At 74.6% G+C, this 18,432-nt stretch carries 19 protein-coding genes and 2 tRNA genes; 14 read left to right on the top strand and 7 right to left on the bottom strand.

Annotated features, from left to right (window positions below; translation table 11 throughout):
* Positions 1–3: 3 nt before the first annotated feature.
* Positions 4–1,044 carry a cation diffusion facilitator family transporter gene (locus tag PO879_RS05855; RefSeq protein WP_278236982.1) on the bottom strand — a complete coding sequence of 347 codons (1,041 nt, stop codon included), beginning with the start codon at positions 1,042–1,044 and terminating at the stop codon, positions 4–6.
* Between the two features lie 154 nt (positions 1,045–1,198).
* Between PO879_RS05855 and PO879_RS05850 the strand changes: the two genes are divergently transcribed.
* The 5 genes from PO879_RS05850 to PO879_RS05830 all read left to right on the top strand — a co-directional run bounded on the left by PO879_RS05850 (position 1,199) and on the right by PO879_RS05830 (position 5,679).
* Positions 1,199–1,594, top strand: a complete 396-nt coding sequence (locus PO879_RS05850; protein ID WP_278237462.1) for a DUF202 domain-containing protein — start codon at positions 1,199–1,201, stop codon at positions 1,592–1,594.
* Positions 1,591–1,944, top strand: a complete 354-nt coding sequence (locus PO879_RS05845; RefSeq protein ID WP_278236981.1) for a hypothetical protein — start codon at positions 1,591–1,593, stop codon at positions 1,942–1,944. Before PO879_RS05850 ends, PO879_RS05845 begins: the two co-directional genes overlap by 4 nt.
* A gap of 77 nt (positions 1,945–2,021) precedes the next feature.
* The gene (locus PO879_RS05840; protein WP_278236980.1) at positions 2,022–2,807 is read left to right on the top strand and encodes a methyltransferase domain-containing protein; all 786 of its coding nucleotides are present in this window, start codon (positions 2,022–2,024) and stop codon (positions 2,805–2,807) included.
* Complete coding sequence (locus PO879_RS05835; protein WP_278236979.1) at positions 2,804–4,453, top strand: FAD-dependent oxidoreductase; 1,650 nt, start codon at positions 2,804–2,806, stop codon at positions 4,451–4,453. Before PO879_RS05840 ends, PO879_RS05835 begins: the two co-directional genes overlap by 4 nt.
* Entirely contained in the window at positions 4,450–5,679 is a 1,230-nt protein-coding gene (locus tag PO879_RS05830; RefSeq protein WP_278236978.1) for a cytochrome P450, read from the top strand. Before PO879_RS05835 ends, PO879_RS05830 begins: the two co-directional genes overlap by 4 nt.
* Here PO879_RS05830 and PO879_RS05825 read toward each other — a convergent pair.
* Positions 5,622–6,032 (bottom strand): hypothetical protein, encoded by a 411-nt coding sequence (locus tag PO879_RS05825; RefSeq protein WP_278236977.1) that lies wholly within the window; start codon positions 6,030–6,032, stop codon positions 5,622–5,624. The two genes, PO879_RS05830 and PO879_RS05825, sit on opposite strands and share 58 nt — an antisense overlap.
* 41 nt (positions 6,033–6,073) lie before the next feature.
* Between PO879_RS05825 and PO879_RS05820 the strand changes: the two genes are divergently transcribed.
* Positions 6,074–7,201 (top strand): lycopene cyclase family protein, encoded by a 1,128-nt coding sequence (locus PO879_RS05820; protein ID WP_278236976.1) that lies wholly within the window; start codon positions 6,074–6,076, stop codon positions 7,199–7,201.
* Positions 7,202–7,399: 198 nt separating this feature from the next.
* On the opposite strand, the gene PO879_RS05815 is transcribed toward PO879_RS05820, so the two are convergent.
* Positions 7,400–7,473 (bottom strand) — tRNA-Pro (locus PO879_RS05815).
* Positions 7,474–7,637: 164 nt separating this feature from the next.
* On the opposite strand from PO879_RS05815, the gene PO879_RS05810 reads away from it, so the two are divergent.
* The 5 genes from PO879_RS05810 to PO879_RS05790 all read left to right on the top strand — a co-directional run bounded on the left by PO879_RS05810 (position 7,638) and on the right by PO879_RS05790 (position 11,370).
* Positions 7,638–7,708, top strand: a tRNA-Gly gene (locus PO879_RS05810).
* A gap of 515 nt (positions 7,709–8,223) precedes the next feature.
* Positions 8,224–9,159, top strand: coding sequence for a cysteine synthase A (gene cysK / locus PO879_RS05805; protein ID WP_278236975.1), 936 nt, complete (start codon positions 8,224–8,226; stop codon positions 9,157–9,159).
* A gap of 4 nt (positions 9,160–9,163) precedes the next feature.
* The gene (cysE, locus tag PO879_RS05800) at positions 9,164–9,796 is read left to right on the top strand and encodes a serine O-acetyltransferase (protein WP_278236974.1); all 633 of its coding nucleotides are present in this window, start codon (positions 9,164–9,166) and stop codon (positions 9,794–9,796) included.
* Between the two features lie 210 nt (positions 9,797–10,006).
* A complete protein-coding gene (locus PO879_RS05795; RefSeq protein ID WP_278236973.1) occupies positions 10,007–10,363 on the top strand; it encodes a GntR family transcriptional regulator in 357 nt (118 codons plus the stop codon).
* Entirely contained in the window at positions 10,360–11,370 is a 1,011-nt protein-coding gene (locus PO879_RS05790) for a DUF1648 domain-containing protein (protein ID WP_278236972.1), read from the top strand. Before PO879_RS05795 ends, PO879_RS05790 begins: the two co-directional genes overlap by 4 nt.
* Positions 11,371–11,373: 3 nt before the next feature.
* Here the strand turns inward: PO879_RS05790 and PO879_RS05785 are convergent, their stop codons facing one another.
* Complete coding sequence (locus PO879_RS05785) at positions 11,374–11,763, bottom strand: MmcQ/YjbR family DNA-binding protein (RefSeq protein WP_278236971.1); 390 nt, start codon at positions 11,761–11,763, stop codon at positions 11,374–11,376.
* A gap of 109 nt (positions 11,764–11,872) precedes the next feature.
* Here PO879_RS05785 and PO879_RS05780 point away from each other — a divergent pair, with 109 nt between their 5' ends.
* Positions 11,873–12,904: an LLM class F420-dependent oxidoreductase gene (locus tag PO879_RS05780; protein WP_278237461.1), complete on the top strand. Its 1,032-nt coding sequence runs from the start codon at positions 11,873–11,875 to the stop codon at positions 12,902–12,904.
* A 27-nt stretch (positions 12,905–12,931) separates the two neighbouring features.
* Here PO879_RS05780 and PO879_RS05775 read toward each other — a convergent pair whose 3' ends face one another.
* Positions 12,932–13,258, bottom strand: coding sequence for an MGMT family protein (locus tag PO879_RS05775; protein WP_278236970.1), 327 nt, complete (start codon positions 13,256–13,258; stop codon positions 12,932–12,934).
* Positions 13,259–13,344: 86 nt separating this feature from the next.
* Between PO879_RS05775 and PO879_RS05770 the strand changes: the two genes are divergently transcribed.
* Entirely contained in the window at positions 13,345–14,652 is a 1,308-nt protein-coding gene (locus PO879_RS05770) for a GNAT family N-acetyltransferase (protein ID WP_278236969.1), read from the top strand.
* A gap of 91 nt (positions 14,653–14,743) precedes the next feature.
* Here PO879_RS05770 and PO879_RS05765 read toward each other — a convergent pair whose 3' ends face one another.
* Both PO879_RS05765 and PO879_RS05760 read right to left on the bottom strand, forming a co-directional pair.
* Entirely contained in the window at positions 14,744–15,823 is a 1,080-nt protein-coding gene (locus PO879_RS05765) for a DNA-formamidopyrimidine glycosylase family protein (RefSeq protein WP_278236968.1), read from the bottom strand.
* Between the two features lies 1 nt (position 15,824).
* On the bottom strand, positions 15,825–16,286 hold the full coding sequence (locus PO879_RS05760; RefSeq protein WP_278236967.1) for a ribose-5-phosphate isomerase: 462 nt from the start codon (positions 16,284–16,286) through the stop codon (positions 15,825–15,827).
* Positions 16,287–16,361: 75 nt separating this feature from the next.
* Between PO879_RS05760 and PO879_RS05755 the strand changes: the two genes are divergently transcribed.
* Positions 16,362–18,374: a M13-type metalloendopeptidase gene (locus PO879_RS05755; protein WP_278236966.1), complete on the top strand. Its 2,013-nt coding sequence runs from the start codon at positions 16,362–16,364 to the stop codon at positions 18,372–18,374.
* Positions 18,375–18,432 lie beyond the last annotated feature (58 nt).

Here is an 18,432-nt window from a genome sequence, read left to right as displayed (position 1 = left end):
AGCCTACCGGTCGGCGGACAGGTCGTTCCGGTCGTCCACCGCCGGGACCAGGGACGACTCCTCCGGCGTGGACACCGTGAACACGGCTCCCGCGACGCGGGGGTGACCGGTCGCGGCACGCTCGAGCTCGTCCAGCCGTCGCGCGACGGCGGTCTCGCGCTCCTCCCCCGCCAGGTCGACGCTGGCCACCAGGTACAGCCGCCGGGGACCCACGTACTCGATCCGCAGGTAGGTCACCCGGTCCACCGTCGGCAGCGCCAGCAGCCGGGCCAGGACCGCGTCCCGGACGGCGGGACGCACCTCCTCGCCCACCAGGAAGCGCCGGTTGCGGTCCACGAGCACGAGCGAGACGACGGCCAGCAGCACGCCGATGGCGATCGACCCGATCGCGTCCGGCACCGCCGACCCCGTGAGCTGGTGGGCCAGCACGCCCGCGAACGCGATGACCAGGCCGACCAGCGCCGCCGCGTCCTCGGCGACGACCGCGCGCAGCGTCGGGTCGGAGGTCTGCAGCACGTGCTCGAACGGGTCCTGACGCGTCCGGCGGGCCTCGGACCGGACCTGGCGCACGGCCTGGAGGAACGACACCCCCTCGAGGACGAAGGCCAGGGCGAGCACGGCGTAGGCGATGCCGAGGTCCTCGGCCGGCTCCGGGTCGAGGAGCTCCTGGACACCGTGCGTGATCGAGACGCCCGCCCCGACGGCGAAGAGGCCGATGGCGGCGAACATCGACCAGACGTACGCCTCGCGCCCGTACCCGACCGGGTGCCCGCGGTCGGCGGGCCGGCGCGACCGCTTCGACGCCACGAGCAGGAACACCTCGTTGCCCGTGTCGGCCCACGAGTGCACGGCCTCGGCCAGCATCGACGCCGACCCGGTGAGCAGGGCGGCCGCCGACTTGGCGACGGCGACGAGCCCGTTGGCGACGAAGGCGACGACCACCGTCGTGGCGCTCTCGCCGCCGGGCTCGGGCGGTCGCGCGACGCGCGGGTCGGCCGACGGGGCGGTGGTCTCGGCGGGCGACGGGTCGACGGAGGAGGTCATCCGGTTCCTTCGGGCGGGGCGACGGCGGGTCCAACCTAGGTGCGCCGTGCGCGGGCCGCGCGCCGAGCCGCGCCCGCTCGTCGCGCCGCCTCCCGGCGTCGGTGCCAGGATGATCGACGAGAGGCCGTCGGACCGCGACCGCGAAGGGAACCGCATGCCGCCCGGGGACACGACCAGCGAGCCGCGACCGCGCCCCGAACGCTTCCCGCGCTGGGTCTACTCCCGGGGCCGCGAGCCCGACCCGCGCTTCTCGCTGGCCAACGAGCGGACCGTCCTGGCCTGGATCCGCACCTCCCTGGGCCTGATCGCCGGCGGGACGGCCCTGGAGGCGCTCGACCTGCCGATGGAACCCCACCTGCGGCTCGCCTCGGCGGTGGTCCTGCTGCTGGCCGGGGCGACCGTCCCCGTCGTGGCGGCCGTCGAGTGGGCCCGCACCGAGCGGGCGATGCGGGAGGACGCCGCGCTGCCGGGTGCGATCACGGGGTTCGTGCTCGTGGCGACGATGACGACCGTCGGGGTGCTGCTGCTGCTGGCGCTGCTGCTGCGATGACCGGCCCGCCCTCCGGTCACGGACCGACCGACGCGGGCGCCCCCGGGCTGTGGGCCGAGCGCACCGCGCTGGCCTGGCGGCGCACGCTGCTGTCGTTCACGGCGGCCTGCCTGGTGGCCGTCCAGGTGCTGCCCGCGGCCCGGAGCGCCCGTGCCCTGCTGCTGGCGGCCGCCGTCGCGCTGCTCCTCACCGCGCCCGGCTGGTGGTTCGCCCGCAGCCACGCCCGGCACACGGACGTCCACCTGCGTCGAGAGGTCCCCCGGCTGCGGCACGGCCGCCGGATCGTGGCGATGTGCGCCGGCACGAGCCTGCTCGCCCTCGGCGGCCTGGTGCTCGTCCTCGTCGTCTGACCGGATCGCCGACGTCTTCGGCACCAGCCCCGGGTGGCACCGAGAAGAACGTCACACCGGCATCGTAGGGTGAGCACGTGCTACGCAAACGCCCCGCCGTCGTGGGTCCTGTCGAGACGCGGGGAGCGCAGCTCTCCGACGAGTTCGACCGCGCCGCGGACCGCTACGACCTGCTGACCCGGCTCAACCCGGGCTACCACCAGGCCTTGAGCACAGCGGCACGCGCGCTGGTCTCCCTGCTGCCGCGCCGCTCCGACGACGAGCCGTTCGTGCTGTGGGACCTGGGGTGCGGCTCCGGGCTGTCCACGCGGGCCCTGGTCGACGCGGCCGGCGACAGGACCCGCGTCGTCGGGCTGGACGCCTCCGCCGGGATGCTGAGCCGCGCCCGGGCCAAGACCTGGCCGGACGGCGTCCGGTTCGTGCAGGCCTTCGCCCAGTCCCTGCCCGAGGTGGCGCGCGACCACGTGGGGCGGGACGCCGACGGGGCCTTCGCCGCCTACCTGCTGCGCAACGTCCCCGAGGAGCAGCGCGACGACGTCGTCACCGCCATCCACGACCAGGTGCAGCCCGGCGGCTGGGTGGCGCTGCAGGACTACCACGTCAAGCACGACCGGGTCGCCTCGGCCGTCTGGACCGTCGTCTGCTGGGGCGTCGTCATGCCCCTGTCCTTCCTCGTGCGCGGCAACCCGGCGATCTACCGCTACCTGTGGCGCAGCGTCGTCGACAACGACAGCACCGCCCAGCTCCAGGCACGCCTCGAGCGGGCCGGGCTCACCGACATCCGCTGGCACACCGGCACGGGCTGGCAGCGGGGCATCCTGCACACCGTCCTGGCCCGCCGACCCGAGAAGGACCCCGCATGAGCCGACCCGTCCCGCCCGGCCGCGACGTCGCCGCCGTCCTCCACCCGGCAGCGCCCGGCGCCGAGCGCGTCAGCGACGACCAGCACGTGGTCGTCGTCGGCGGCGGCATCGCCGGCCTGGCCGCGGCGGCGATCCTGGCCGAGCGGGGCGTACGGGTGACGGTGCTCGAGGCCTGCGACCAGCTCGGCGGCCGGGTCCGCGCGTGGCCGGTCGACGGCGCCGACGAGGACGGCCGCACCATGAGCCGCGGCTTCCACGCCTTCTTCCGGCAGTACTACACGCTGCGGGCGCTGCTGCGCCGCGCCGACCCGACGCTGGCCCACCTGGTGCCCGTCCCCGACTACCCCCTGCGTCGCGGCGACGGCCTCACCGACAGCTTCGCGGCGCTGCCGCTGACCCCGCCGGTCAACCTCGCGGCGTTCGTCGTGCGCAGCCCCACCTTCCCGATCACCGCGCTGACCAAGGTGCACCTGCCGAGCGCCGTCGAGCTCGTCTCGGTCTCCTACCCCGCGAGCCACGAGCGCTACGACGGCGAGTCCGCCCAGGACTTCCTCGACCGCCTGCGCTTCCCCGAGGGCGCGCGGCACCTCGCCCTGGAGGTGTTCGCCCGGTCCTTCTTCGCCCACCCCACCGACTTCGGGGCCGGCGAGCTGGTCGGCATGTTCCACACCTACTTCGCCGGGTCCTCGGAGGGCCTGCTCTTCGACGTCCCCGACGACGACTACGACACCGCGCTGTGGGCCCCGCTGGGCCGCTACCTGGGCGGGCTGGGCGTCGACGTGCGCACCGGTACGCGGGCCGAGTCGCTCACCCGGGCCGCGGACGGGACCTGGCACGTGGGCACCTCGTCCGGGGACCTCACCGCGGACGCCGTCGTGGTGGCCACCGACCCCCGGGCGGCACGCGGCCTGCTCGCGCCGCTCGCCGACCAGGCGGACGACGGTCTCGACCCCGCGGAGCGGCAGCAGTGGCACCGGCGGGTCGCCGCCGGGCGCAACGCCCCGCCCTTCGCCGTGCTGCGGCTGTGGCTCGACGGCCCGGTCGCCCCGGAGCGGGAGGCGTTCCTGGGCACGTCCGGCTACGACCTGCTCGACAACGTCACCGTCCTGGAACGGTTCGAGCAGGGAGCGGCCGACTGGGCGCTCGCGCACGGCGGCTCCGTCGTGGAACTGCACGGCTACGCCGTCGACCCCGAGCGGGACCCCGACCTGGCCGGCGACGGGCCGCGCGGGCTCGACACCTCGCGTCTGCGCACACGGCTGCTGGACGCCCTGCACGAGGTCTACCCCGAGACCCGCGGGCTGCAGGCGGTCCACTCCGAGCTCCTCGTCGAGGACGACTGCGGGCTGGTCGGCACCGGCCCGTGGCGCGACCGGCTCACCGTCGACACCCCGTACCCGGGCCTGGCCCTGGCGGGCGACGGGCTCCGGGTCGACTGGCCGATCGCCCTCATGGAGCGCGCCGCGGTGACCGGCGTGCTCGCCGCCAACCACCTGCTGCAGGGCTGGGACGTGCGGGGCGAGGACGTCTGGACCGTCCCGCTGCAGGGTGTGCTCCGGCGTCGGCCGGACCTGTCGGCGGCGGGAGCAGCCGTGGCCCGGACCGCGCGGACCGTGCGGGACCGCCTGCCCGTCGGGCGGCGATGACGGGCCGACGGCGGGCGGTGCGCCCGGGCGAGCCGAGCACGCCTCGCGTCGAGCGGCAGGGGGCCGACGGCGGCCGCGGGGTCAGCACCGTGTGGCGCATCCGGTCGCTGGAGGCGGCGCGGCAGGTGCTGCGTGCGCGCCACGCCACGACGCAGGCCGGCTTCACCGCCGAGGCCATCCCCCAGCGGCTCAAGCACCACCCGATCCTCATCTCCGACGGTCCGCAGCACGACGAGCAGCGCCGCAAGGTCGCCCGCTTCTTCGCGCCCGTGGTCGTGGCCGAGCGCTACACCGCGCAGATGGAGGAGTGCGCCGACCGGCTGCTCGGCGGGACCCCGCCCGGCGGCCGACTGGTGCTCGACGAGCTCGCGCTGCACTACACCGTCGAGGTCACCGCGGAGGCGGTCGGGCTGACCGAGTCGTCCGTGCCGCGGATGTCGCGCCGGCTGGTGAGCTTCTTCCGCCAGCCGCCCTTCGACATCACCCGCCGCGACCTGGGCCGCACGCGACGCCAGTGGATGCGGGCGGCCGTCAACGGTCTCCTGCCGGTCGCGCGCTTCTACCTCGCGGACGTGCGCCCGGCGATCCGGGCGCGTCGCACGGAGCGCCGCGAGGACATCATCAGCCACCTGGTCGACGAGGGCTACACCGACGTCGACATCCTGGTCGAGTGCGTCACGTACGGCACGGCGGGCATGGTGACCACGCGCGAGTTCGTCACGATGGCCGCCTGGCACCTGCTGCGCGACGACGCCCTGCGCGAGCGCTACGTCGTCGCCGGCCAGGAGGAGCGCTTCGCGATCCTGCACGAGATCATCCGGCTGGAGCCGGTCGTCGGGCACCTGTACCGACGCGCGCAGGAGCCGATCAGCATCACCGACGGCGACGGCGCCTGGACGATCGAGGCCGGCGACCTGGTCGACGTGAGCGTCCGGTCCGCCAACGCCGACCCCCGGGCGCTGGACGAGGACGGCCTGGACCTCTGCCCCGGCCGGTCCCTGCCGCGGGGCGTCAACGCCACCGGCCTCACCTTCGGCGACGGCGCCCACAAGTGCCCCGGCCAGCCCCTGGCGATCCTGGAGACCGACGTGCTGCTCACCCGGCTCCTGGCACGCTCGCCGCGCCTGGTGTCCGAGCCCGAGGTGGGCTGGGACGACCTCATCGAGGGCTACACGCTGCGGGGGCTGGAGCTGGAGCTGCCCGCCGCCTCCTCCGGCAGCCGGTGACGGTAGGTCCACGACGTCAGGGCCGTCACGAGGACCGCGAGCAGCACGCCGGTGAAGATGTGCAGCGCCTGCAGGTCCCCGCCGAGCCGACCGAGGGTGAACTGCACGGTCACCAGCACCGCCGTCGCCACGGCGAGCGCCACGTTGACCCGACCGGCGGAACGCCGGAGCACGAGGTAGACGACGACCGCCAGCCAGGCGACCGCCAGGGTGACCCAGGCGCCCACCCGGTGCTGGTCGAGGTACCCCGGTTCTCCGCCGAGGTAGGCCGAGGCCCAGCCGGCCTGCGCGATGACGCAGCTGATGAGCACGGTCGCGGCGCTGCGCAGCCAGATCAGGTGCGGGTGGGGCATGGCGGTCTCCCGTCGACATAGGGTGTGGCCCGGAGGTGGACATGGCGGACGTCGCGGTGGTCGGGCTGGGTCCGGCCGGGCGTGCCCTCGCCGCGCGGTGCGTGGCCGCTGGACTGTCGGTGGTCGCGGTCGACCCGCGCCCCGACGCGGTGTGGACGCCGACCTACGGTCTCTGGGCCGACGAGCTGGGCGACCTGCCCGCCTCCGTCGTGCGGGCACGGGCCGAGAACCCCGAGCTGCGGGCGACCGGCGTGCACCCCCTGCAGCGTGCCTACCTGGTCCTGGACAACGCCGCGCTGCAGGCCGCCCTGCCCCTGGACGACGTCGAGGTCCGTACCGGACGCCTCGACGACGCGCAGGTCGGCGCCCTCCGCCGCGAGGCCCGGGTGGTGGTCGACGCCCGCGGGGCGCGACCCGGCGGTTTGCGGGCCGACGACCCGGCGCCGCTGCAGACCGCCTACGGGATCGTCGTGCCGGCCGAGGCCGCCGCGCCGGCCCTCCAGGGCGCCGAGTCCCTGCTGATGGACTGGCGCACCGACTGGTCGGAGCAGGAACGACCGACCGCCACCCCGACCTTCCTCTACGCGATCCCCGTGGGCGGCGAGCGGATGCTGCTCGAGGAGACGTGCCTGGCCGCCGCGCCGGGGCTGCCCGTCGCCGAGCTGCGGGCGCGGCTCCGGCGTCGCCTGCTGGCCCGCGGCGTCGACGCGGCCACGGTGGACCACCCTCTCGACCGCGAGGTCGTGCGCATCCCCATGCGCGGCCGCGACGCTCCCCCGCCCCCGGGCGTCCTGGCCGTCGGCACCGCGGGACGTGGCGGGCACCGGATCACCGGCTACTCCGTGGCGCACTCCCTGCGCCGGGCCGACGCCCTCGCGCACGCTCTCGCGCAGGGTGACGGGCCGGACGAGGTCGATCCGACGGACGCCGCCGAGCGGCTCCGGGAGGTCGGCCTGCGCGCGCTGCTGCGGCTGAGCACGCCGGGCACGCTGGAGCTCTTCGAGGGCTTCGGCCGCCTGCCGGCCCCCCGTCGGCAGGCGCTCCTCTCCCGCGACGCGGGCGCAGGCGGGCTGGCGGGCGCCATGTGGGGGATGTTCGCGCGGATGCCGTGGGCGGCCAAGGGCGAGCTGGTCCGCGCGTCGCTGAGCCCCTCGCGCCCGGGCGGCTGACCGACGCGTGGGTACCGTCCGACGGCGCGGGGCCCGCGGGTGCCTGACGTCGTCCGCTGCGGTCACACCGTGCTCCTCGCTGTCGCGGCCAGCCTCGCACAGGGCACTCCCGCGAGCGCGCCGGACACCCGGCGCGCGGAACGACGACGGGCCGCCGACGCTGCACGGCGGCAGGTCGACGGCCCGTCGTCCCGACGGTCGGGGTGACAGGATTTGAACCTGCGACCCTCTGCTCCCAAAGCAGATGCGCTACCAAGCTGCGCCACACCCCGGGGTACCCGTCCGCCCCGGAGGACGGCGGGTCCGGTGGGCAAGTGTAGTGCGCGACGTCGGTGCACCGGACGGCTGCGTGCCGTGCACGGGCACCGGTGGGGCTTTGCTAGGCTGGCGCCGCCGTCCGCGGGGCAGCTCGTCATCGAGCCGCTGCCGGACCGGTGCGGGCGTAGCTCAATGGTAGAGCCTCAGTCTTCCAAACTGATTACGCGGGTTCGATTCCCGTCGCCCGCTCGCCCGAGCGCGACGAACGGCCCCGGTCATGCTGATGACCGGGGCCGTTCGTCGTTGAACAGCGGCGCCGACGGGCCGCGTCGATGGGCGGCGCGACGGCGCACGACTCATCGATCCTCTCGATATGTGAGCGTGATCTTGTCGATCGGAGCGGGTGTGGCTAGGCTCGTCGTGCGGGACGTCCGAGACCCGCCGGAGAACAACGCGCCACAGAGCGCCCGCGCACCTGGGAGGGACGCACGATGACGACCATCGCACCCTCCCACGTCTCCGGCCCCGACACCTTCGCTGCCGCGCCCCTCGTGCGCCGGCCGATGTGCGCCTGCCCCGCGGTCTGCTGCTGTCGGTAGAGCGTCCGCCTCACGCCTGACCCCGCGGGTCGTGGCGACCGCGCGACGCTCACGGACCACTGCCCCCTGCACCCCGCCCGGACGCCCCGGCCGACGACGATCGCCTGCCGTCGGCGCGCCGGGACCAGACCACCGCATCACCCCGACACGAAGGAACTCTCACTCATGGCCACCATCTACGACGACGCGACGCAGCTCATCGGCCGGACGCCGCTGGTGCGGATCAACCGTCTCACCGAGGGCTCGGAGGCGACCGTCGCCGCCAAGCTCGAGTTCTACAACCCGGCCAGCTCGGTCAAGGACCGCATCGGCGTCTCGATCATCGACGCCGCCGAGGCCTCCGGCGAGCTGAAGCCCGGCGGGACCATCGTCGAGGGCACCTCCGGCAACACCGGCATCGCCCTCGCCTTCGTCGGTGCCGCTCGCGGCTACCACGTCGTGCTCGCGATGCCCGAGACGATGTCCAAGGAGCGCCGCGCGCTGCTGCGCGCCTACGGCGCCGAGCTGGTCCTGACCCCGGGCTCGGAGGGCATGAAGGGGGCCGTCGCGGCCGCCGAGAAGATCGCCGCCGAGCGTCCCGGGGCGATCCTGGCCCGCCAGTTCGCCAACGAGGCCAACCCGAAGATCCACCGCGAGACGACGGCCGAGGAGATCTGGGCCGACACCGACGGCGAGGTCGACATCGTCGTGGCGGGCATCGGTACCGGCGGCACCATCACCGGCGTCGGCCAGGTCCTCAAGGAGCGCAAGCCCGAGGTCCAGATCGTCGCCGTCGAGCCGGAGGAGTCGCCCATCCTCAACGGCGGTGCCCCCGGACCCCACAAGATCCAGGGCATCGGCGCGAACTTCGTCCCGGAGATCCTCGACACCGAGATCTACGACGAGGTCATCGACGTCAACGCGGAGACCGCCGTCGAGTGGGCGCGGCGCGCCGCTCGCGAGGAGGGCCTGCTCGTGGGCATCTCCTCCGGCGCCGCTCTGAACGCCGCGGCCCAGGTCGCGAAGCGCCCGGAGAACGCCGGCAAGACGATCGTCGTGATCATCCCGAGCTTCGGCGAGCGCTACCTGTCCACCGTGCTGTTCTCGGACCTGCTGGACTGATCGCATGGCGGACTCCCCGGCGCGCGCGTTCCTCCGTCTCCTCCGCGAGGACGCGGAGGTCGCGCGCGCCCAGGACCCGGCGGCGGACTCGCTGCTGTCGGTCGTCCTGACCTACCCCGGCGTCCATGCCGTGTGGCACTACCGCCTCGCCCACGCGATGTGGCAGTCACCCCTGCTGCGCATGCCCGCACGGATGCTGTCCCTGGCCTCGCGGCTGTTCACCGGCGTCGAGATCCACCCGGCGGCCCGGATCGGGCGCCGGCTGTTCATCGACCACGGCATGGGCCTGGTCATCGGCGCCACGGCCGAGGTCGGCGACGACTGCCTGCTCTTCCACGGCGTCACCCTGGGCGGGCGCACCATGAACCCCGGCAAGCGGCACCCCACCCTGGGCGACCGCGTGATGGTCGGTTCCGGGGCCAAGGTGCTCGGACCGCTGTGGATCGGCGACGACGCCAAGATCGGCGCGAACGCCGTCGTGACCAAGGACGTGCCGAACGGCGCGGTCGCCGTCGGCGTGCCGGCGAAGAACAAGGTGCCCGCCGCGCAGCCGCCGGACCCGACCTCGAACGGCAGGTCCCGCAGCACGCCGCGCACGATCGAGGACCCGTCGCAGCTCATCGAGTACGTCATCTGATTGCGATTCGGCAACAGGCCTTGAACCACTGTGGCGCAGGCCACTAGGAAGGGACGTGGTGCGGTGCAATGGGGCACCGCGCCACTTCTTCTCACCGGTCCCGCCCTCACCGGTTCTCCGAGGACAACACACCTCCTCCACGACCGTGCCGCACCGGACAGAGTTCTCCCGACCTTGTTCTAGTTGTCATAGAACTAGTACTGTGTCGGCATGCTCTGGACCATCGACGCCGGGAGCGACGAGCCGCTGTACGCGCAGCTCGTCGCGCAGGCGCACCTCGCCGTCGCCCGCGGCGACCTCTCCCCCGGCGACCGCCTGCCCGCGGCACGCGAGCTCGCGACCTCGCTGGACCTCAACGTGCACACGGTCCTGCGCGCCTACCAGCAGCTGCGGGACGAGGGTCTCGTCGACCTGCGGCGCTCGCGCGGCGCCGTGATCACCGGGGCCGCCGCCACGGACCTGACCGCCGTCGAAGAGGCGCTGCGCACCTTCGTCGCAGCGGCCCGCGAGGCGCGCCTCTCCCCCGAAGCCACCACCACCCTCCTCCAGGAAGAGCTCAAGCGATGACCACCCACCCCGACCCGACACCGGCCTGGCGTCGGCGCGCCCGCCGCTCGACCCTGTGGTCCTCCCTCGCCGGACTGGCCCTCACCCTCGGCGCTGCCGCGACCGTGTGGGGCTGGCGTGGCGACCTGCCCGACGAGGTCGCCACGCACTGGGGGCCCGGCGGCACCCCGGACGCCTCCATGACGGTCACGGGCCTGGTGGCGACCGCGGTGGCCACGACCGTCGGCCTGCTGGCCCTCTTCGCCGTCGTCGGCCTGGCCTGGGGCTCCAGCGCCTCCACCCGGCGGACGGCGGCCGGTGCCGCCGTCTGGTCCGGCGGCCTGGGCGCCGCCCTCCTGCTGGTCACCGCCGGTCTCCAGCGCGGCCTGGACACACCGCAGGCCGCAGAGCTGCCCGGATGGGCCCTGGCCGTGGTCCTGCTCGCCCCGCTGCTCCCCGCCGTGGGCGCCGCGGCGCTCGTCCCGGGCGACCCGGCCCTGCCGGCCGAGCGCCCCGTCGCGGCCGACGCCCCCCGGACGACGCTGACGGACAGCGAGCGTGCCGTCTGGATGGGAACCGCCCGGGGCGGTGCGGCCCTCGTGCTGGGGATCGGGGCCGTCGTCGCCACGACGCTGCTCGCCGTCGTCGCCCAGCTCTGGGCGACACTGCTGGTCCCCGCGCTGCTGGCCGTGCTGTTCGCCGCGATGTTCGCCTTCCGGGTACGGGTCGACGCGACCGGCTTCACCGTGCGGTCGGTGCTGGGTTGGCCCGGGACCCACGTCCCGGCCGACGAGGTCGTGGAAGCCTCGGTGACCCGGGTCAGCCCGCTCGGGGACTTCGGCGGCTGGGGCTGGCGCGTCGGCTTCGACAAGGGCCGCGTCGGGGTCGTGCTGCGGTCGGGCGAGGCCGTGCTGGTGGAGCGCACCGGAGGGCGCGGCCTCGTGGTCACGGTGGACGACGCCGCGAGCGCCGCGGCCCTGCTCAACACGATGGCCGACCGGGCGCGCGCGGACCGCACCCCCGGCTGACGGTCACCGCGACGGGCGGTGCCGGGCGACCAGCGAGTACGGCGCCCGGGCCGCCCACGCGTCCTCCACGGTCTCGGCCAGGACGCCGTCGTCCACCGCCTCGAGCCGGACCAGCACCGCCGCGTACCCGTCGAAGTGGGCGATGGTGAAGTGCGACTCCGGGTGCGCGGCGAGCACCGCGTCCTTCTCGTCGAGGTCGTCCACGGCGGCCGCGAGGATCGGCCCGGCGGGCACCGGGTCGTCGCCGAACCGGCGCAGGTCGGCCTGCCGGAACGGCCGCTCCCAGACGAACTGGCGGCCCTCCACCTTCCAGGTGCGCCACCCGTGCGAGGTGGCCTCGGCGGTCCTCGGGAGCGCGAGGGCGAGCTGCGCGACGTCGTCGTACGTGGCCATACCCCCAGGATCGGAGGCGACGCCGCACACCGCACCTCGGTTAGAGTGACAGGTACCCGAGACCCGACGTCCTGGGTAACCCGACTCGACGAGGAGCTCCATGACCACCCTGCGCATCGGCATCCAGACCGGCTACTGGTCCCGCAAGCCGCCGACCGGCATCGTCGAGGCGCTGCAGCAGGGCGAGGCCGCCGGGCTCGACTCGGTCTGGACCGCCGAGGCCTACGGGTCGGACGCCTTCACGCCCCTGGCCTGGTGGGGCTCGCACACCTCGCGCCTGCGGCTCGGGACCGGCATCGCGCAGATGGCCGCCCGCACGCCGACGGCGACCGCCATGCAGGCGATCACGCTCGACCACCTCTCCGGCGGCCGGTTCGTGCTCGGGCTCGGCGCCTCGGGACCGCAGGTCGTCGAGGGCTGGTACGGCCAGCCCTATCGCCGCCCCCTGGCCCGCACCCGCGAGTACGTCGACATCGTGCGCCAGGTGATCGCCCGCGAGCGCCCCGTGGCCTACGACGGCGAGTTCTTCACCCTGCCGGTCGGCGCGGACACCCCGGGGGCGACCGGCCTGGGCAAGTCCCTGAAGCCGACGGTCCACCCCCTGCGCGCCGAGATCCCCATCGTGCTGGCCGCGCAGGGCCCGAAGAACGTGGCGCTGGCGGCGGAGATCGCCGACGGCTGGATGGCCGGCTTCTACGCGCCCAGCGCGGACGCCGGGCACCGTGAGCAGCTCGCCGAGGGGTTCGCACGGCGTGCCGAGGAGCGCTCGGCCGTCGGGGACTTCGAGGTCGCCGCGATGGTCCCGGTGGTGGTGCGCGACGACGTCGAGTCCGCCGCCGACCTGGTGCGTCCCCACGTCGCGCTGTACGTCGGCGGCATGGGCGCCAAGGGCTCGAACTTCCACAAGGACTCGCTCGACCGGCTGGGGTTCGCCGCCGTCACCGACGAGGTGCAGCGCCTCTACCTGGACGGCCGCCCCCAGGACGCGGCCCGCGCGGTCCCGACCGAGCTGGTCGAGGAGATCGCGCTGGTCGGCCCGGCCGCGAAGGTGCGCGCCGACCTCGGACGCTGGGAGGACACGGCCCTGACGACGCTGCTCGCCCAGGGCGACCCGGCGTCGGTCGCGGCGCTGCTCGGCTGAGCGGACGACGGCGGCACGGGGACCGGCTCAGGGCAGCCAGACGGCGCGCCGCAGGTCGACGCGGCGTCCGTCGCGCGTCAGCGGGCACCCCTCGGCCCGCAGCTCGGTCAGCGCCGCGTCGAGGTGGTGCGCCGGCGGCGACCCGGCGGCGTTGACGATCCGCCACCAGGCGACCCCCGAGCCGGCCCGCGCCATCACCTGCCCGACTTGGCGCGGGCCGCCCCGCCCGAGCACGTCGGCGACCGCCTCGGCCACCAGTCCGTACGTCGTCGCCCGGCCGGCGGGGACGCGCTCGACGACCGTCAGCACCTCCGCGAGGTACTCCTCGGCGGGCGGGATGGGCGTGGGGTCCATGACCACATCGTGGCATCACCGGTGACGGGGCGGGAGCACCACGAATTTCGGTGGCACGCCCGCGGCCCGGGCAGCAGGATCGAGGCATGACCCTCGACTCCCCGCTGCCTGCCGGCTACCGGTTCCGCCGGCTGACCGCCGACGACGACCGCGCCGTGATCGACCTCGACTCCTGGGCGTTCCCCGTCCCCGTGGAACCCGAGGAGATCGCGAAGATGCCCTCGCCGCTCAGCTGGGACCGTGCCGTCGGCGTCGAGGCCGACGGCGGCTCACCGGGCGGATCGCCTCTGGTGGCGATGCACGCCTCCTACCCGTTCACGCACTTCCCGGTCCCGGGCGGCACGCTGCCGACCGCGGGGCTGACCTGGGTCGGGGTCCACCCCCAGTACCGGCGCCGCGGCCTGGCGAGCGCGATGCTCGACCTGCACCTGGCCCGGTGCCGCGAGCGGGGCGAGCCGTTGTCGGCGCTGTACGCCGCCGAGTACGCGATCTACGGACGGTTCGGGTACGGGCGCGCCGCCGACGACGTCCGCGTCACCCTCCCGCGGGGAGCGGCGCTGCGGGACGTGCCCGGCGCGTCCGAGCACACGGTCCGCGTCGAGCACGCCGACCGGGAGCACCACGGGGACCTCGTCGCCGCCGTCCACCGTGCCGCCGGGCGCGACGCGGCCGGGCTCGGGGTGAACCGCCCGGGCTGGGCGAGCCCCGAGACCCCCGAGCTGCAGGCTCACCGCTGGCACGACGCGGCCGCGTTCCGTCAGGGGTTCGAGACGCGCCGGATCGTGGTCGTCGAGCGTGCCGGCGAGCCGCGTGGATACGCCCTGCTGCGCCGCAAGCTGGACTGGGACGTCACGGGACCGCGGGGCACGGTGAACGTCGGCGAGGCCGTCGCGCTCGACGCCGCGGCGTCCCGCGCCCTGTGGGGCGTGCTGGTGGACCTGGACCTGATGAACGAGACCAGGCCGTTCATCCTCGCCCCGGACGACCCGCTGCTCGGCCTGCTCGTCGACCGCCGCAGCGCCGACCTGCGGGTCGCCGACAACGTCTGGGTCCGCCTCGTCGACGTGCCCACGGCGCTGGCCGGCCGGCAGTACGCCGCCGACGTCGACGTCACGCTGGCCGTGACGGACACCCGCCTGGGCGAGAACGACGGCGTCTGGCGGTTGCGGGCGTCCGCGTTCGGCGAGGCGATCTGCGAGCGCTCGGACGTCGCGGCCGCCGACGCCGACCTGGCGCTGGACGTGCGCGAGCTCGGCGCCGCGTACCTCGGCGGGACGTCGCTGTCCGAGCTCGGGGGCGCCGGGATGGTCACGGAGCGTGCCCCGGGCGCGCTCGCGCGGGCGTCGACCGCCTTCGGCTGGCCCGTCGCGCCGGTCTGCAGCTGGGTGTTCTGACCCCGGCCCGCCCCGTGTCGCGTTGTGGGCGTGAAATCTGCAGCCCTGAACCGGTTCAGGGCTGCAGATTTCACGCCCACAAAGCTCCAGGTCAGGCCTGGCAGACCCCGCACCAGAACAGGTTGCGGCCCGCCAGCTCCCGGAGCAGCACCGGCGTGCCGCACACCCGGCAGGGCAGCCCCTCGCGGTGGTAGACGTAGAACGCCTCGTGGGCGGGCACGGCGTCCGGGTCGCCGTCGGTGTTCTGCCGGGTACGACGACGGCCCGCGGCCGTGCCCGCTGCTCCGGCCCGCGCCTGCTCGTCACCCGTCGCGCCGCCGCCGTCCACTGCCCCGCCGTCGTCGCGGTGCTCCGGGCGCGTGGTGACGATGCGGCCGGAGGCGGCGCCGTCGCGCAGGAGCGCCACGAGGTCGTCCCAGATCTCCTCCAGGACCGCCGCGGCCACGTCGCGTCCCGGCCGCAGCGGGTCCAGCCCGGCCCGGAAGAGCGCCTCGGCGCGGTAGATGTTGCCGACGCCGGCGACGACGGCCTGGTCCATGAGCTGCTGACCGACGGTGACCCGCGAGCACCGCACCCGGGCGACGAACGCCGCACGGGCCGCCTCGAGCGAGCCGTGGCCCCCGTCGGGCCGGATCGGGTCAGGACCGAGGCGGTCCTCGACGGCGGCCTTCTCGTCCGGGGTGAGCACCTCGCAGGCGGTCGGGCCGGTCAGGTCGGCGACGGCGTGCGGAGCGAGAAGGCGGACCCGCACGGCACCGCGCGGCTCCGGGGCGGTCCACTCCCCCGGACCCGCGGGACGCGTGTCGCGACCGCCGGTGGCCTGGTCCGACGGCTCCGAGGACAGGGTGGTCTCGCGCTCCCCGACCCGCCGGCGCGGTGCCCCGATGGCGTGCGCGACGTCGGCGCTGCCGTCGCCCGCGAAGGTCCAGGCGCCGTAGAGCCCCAGGTGGACCCGCAACCAGCGCTCGTGCGTCCCGGCGTCGGGGCCGGGCACGGCGAACCGGCAGAACAGCTGCTTGCCCCACGCCTCGGCCCCGACGAACGTGGCGCCGTCGAGCACCGCGGCACCACCGGCGAAGCGCCCCTGCGGGCTGCTCACCGCCAGCCGCCGGCCGGCGAAGAGCTGGTCCAGGGTCCGGGCCAGGCGGTGGACCGTGTGCCCCTCGGGCACGTCAGGAGGCGGTGGGCCGGTCGGCCTCGTAGGCGGCGAGCTGGTCGATGCGGCGCTGGTGGCGCGCGTCGCCGGAGAACGGCTCGGCCACGAACGCCTCCACCAGAGCGGTGGCCTCCTCCAGGGAGTGCATGCGCCCGCCGACGGCGATGACGTTGGCGTCGTTGTGCTGACGACCCAGCCGGGCCGTCTCGGCCGACCAGGCCAGCACCGCGCGGACACCGGTGACCTTGTTCGCGGCGATCTGCTCGCCGTTGCCCGACCCGCCGATGACGATGCCGAGCGACCCGGGCTCGGCCACGACGGCCTCGCCCGCGGAGAAGCAGAACGACGGGTAGTCGTCCAGGGCGTCGTAGGTGTGCGCACCGTGGTCGACGACGTCGTGCCCGGCGGCGCGCAGGTGCTCGACGAGGTGGGACTTGAGCTCGTATCCGGCGTGATCGGCGGCGATGTGCAGACGCATGGGCCCATTCTGACCTACGGCGCCGGAGGGCGCCGACGTGTCTCGCAGCACGGGCGCCCGCGTAGGGTGGCGCTCATGACGACCGACGCGACCGGGCTGCGGTCCGGCATCGACACAGCAGCACTCGACGAGTCCGTCCGCCCCCAGGACGACCTGTTCCGCCACGTCAACGGGCGGTGGCTCGCCACGCACGAGATCCCGGCCGACCGCGCCATGGACGGCGCGTTCCGCGAGCTGCACGACCAGGCCGAGGACCAGGTGCGCGACATCATCACCGACGCCGGCGAGGCCGTGCGCGCGGGCGGCGCCACCGGCGCGCAGCAGCAGATCGGCGCCCTGTACGCCAGCTTCATGGACACCGAGCGCGTCGAGGAGCTCGGGACCACGCCGATCGTCCAGGAGGTCGCCGCGGTCCGCGACGCCGCGGACCGGACCGGGCTGACCCGGGTGCTGGGCGCCCTGCAGCGCACCGGCGGCGGCGGCGCCGTCGCCTTCGGCGTCGACAACGACGCCAAGGACCCCGAGCGGTACGTGACGATCATGGTCCAGGCCGGGCTCGGCCTGCCCGACGAGGCGTACTACCGCGAGGAGCAGTACGAGCCGGTGCGTGCCGCCTACGCCCCGCACGTGGCGCGGATGCTCGCGATCGCCGGCGTGGGCACCGAGGACTGGGGCGTCGGCCCCGAGGAGGCCGCTGCGCGGGTGGTCGCCCTGGAGACGCAGCTCGCGACGCACCACTGGGACGTCGTGCGCGACCGGGACGCGACCCTGACCTACAACCCCATGACCTTCGCCGAGCTCGTCGAGGCCGCCCCCGGGTTCGACTGGGCGGTCTGGGCGGACGCTCTCGGCGCCCCCGCCGGGGCCATGGACGCCCTGGTGGTGCGCGAGCCGTCGTTCGTCACCGGCCTCGGCGAGCTGTGGTCGACGCTCCCGCTGCTCGACTGGCAGCTGTGGGCGGCCTACCACCTCGTCACCGCCCGGGCGCCGTACCTGTCCGACGAGATCGTCCAGGCGAACTTCGACTTCTACGGCAAGGTCCTCTCCGGTGCCGAGCAGGTGCGCGAGCGCTGGAAGCGCGGCGTGAGCCTCGTCCAGGGCGCCCTCGGCGAGGCGGTCGGCCAGGAGTACGTGGCCCGCCACTTCCCGCCGGAGCACAAGGAGCGCATGGACGTCCTGGTCGAGCACCTCATCGCCGCGTACCGCGAGTCGATCGAGGCCCTGGACTGGATGACCGCCGAGACGAAGCATCGGGCGCTGGCCAAGCTCGAGAAGTTCACCCCGAAGGTCGGCTACCCCGCCAAGTGGCGCGACTACACCGGCCTGGAGCTGTCCGCGGACGACGTCGTGGGCAACGTGCGGCGCGCGCACGCCTTCGAGCAGGACTACGAGCTGGGCAAGATCGGCAAGCCGCTGGACCGCGACGAGTGGTTCATGACGCCGCAGACCGTCAATGCCTACTTCAACCCGGGGATGAACGAGATCGTCTTCCCCGCCGCGATCCTGCACCCGCCGTTCTTCGACCCCGAGGCCGACGACGCCGTCAACTACGGCGGCATCGGCGCGGTCATCGGGCACGAGATCGGCCACGGGTTCGACGACCAGGGCTCGAAGTACGACGGCGACGGCCGGCTCGAGGACTGGTGGACCGAGACCGACCGCACCGAGTTCGAGAAGCGCACCAAGGACCTCGTCGCGCAGTACGACGCGTTCCGCCCGGCCCAGCTCGGCGAGGACGGTCCGACCGTCAACGGGTCGCTGACCATCGGCGAGAACATCGGCGACCTGGGCGGGCTGTCCATCGCCATCAAGGCCTACCGCATCGCCCTCGGCAGCTCGCTCGACGACGCCCCGGTCATCGACGGCTACACCGGTCTGCAGCGGGTGTTCCTGTCGTGGGCGCAGGTGTGGCAGGCCAAGGGACGCGACGCCGAGGTGGAGCGCCGGCTGGCCACGGACCCGCACTCGCCGAACGAGTTCCGCTGCAACGGCGTCGTGCGCAACGTCGACGAGTTCTACCGTGCCTTCGACGTCGCGGCGGACGACGCGCTGTACCTGCCGCCGCAGGAGCGCGTCACCATCTGGTGACGCCGCGGCTGCGCCGCACCGACGACGGACGCCCCGGACCCGCAGCAGGGTCCGGGGC

This window comes from Isoptericola sp. AK164 (assembly GCF_029643425.1).
Classification (GTDB): Bacteria; Actinomycetota; Actinomycetes; order Actinomycetales; family Cellulomonadaceae; genus Isoptericola; species Isoptericola haloaureus.
This window is presented reverse-complemented; position numbering and strand designations above follow the sequence as displayed.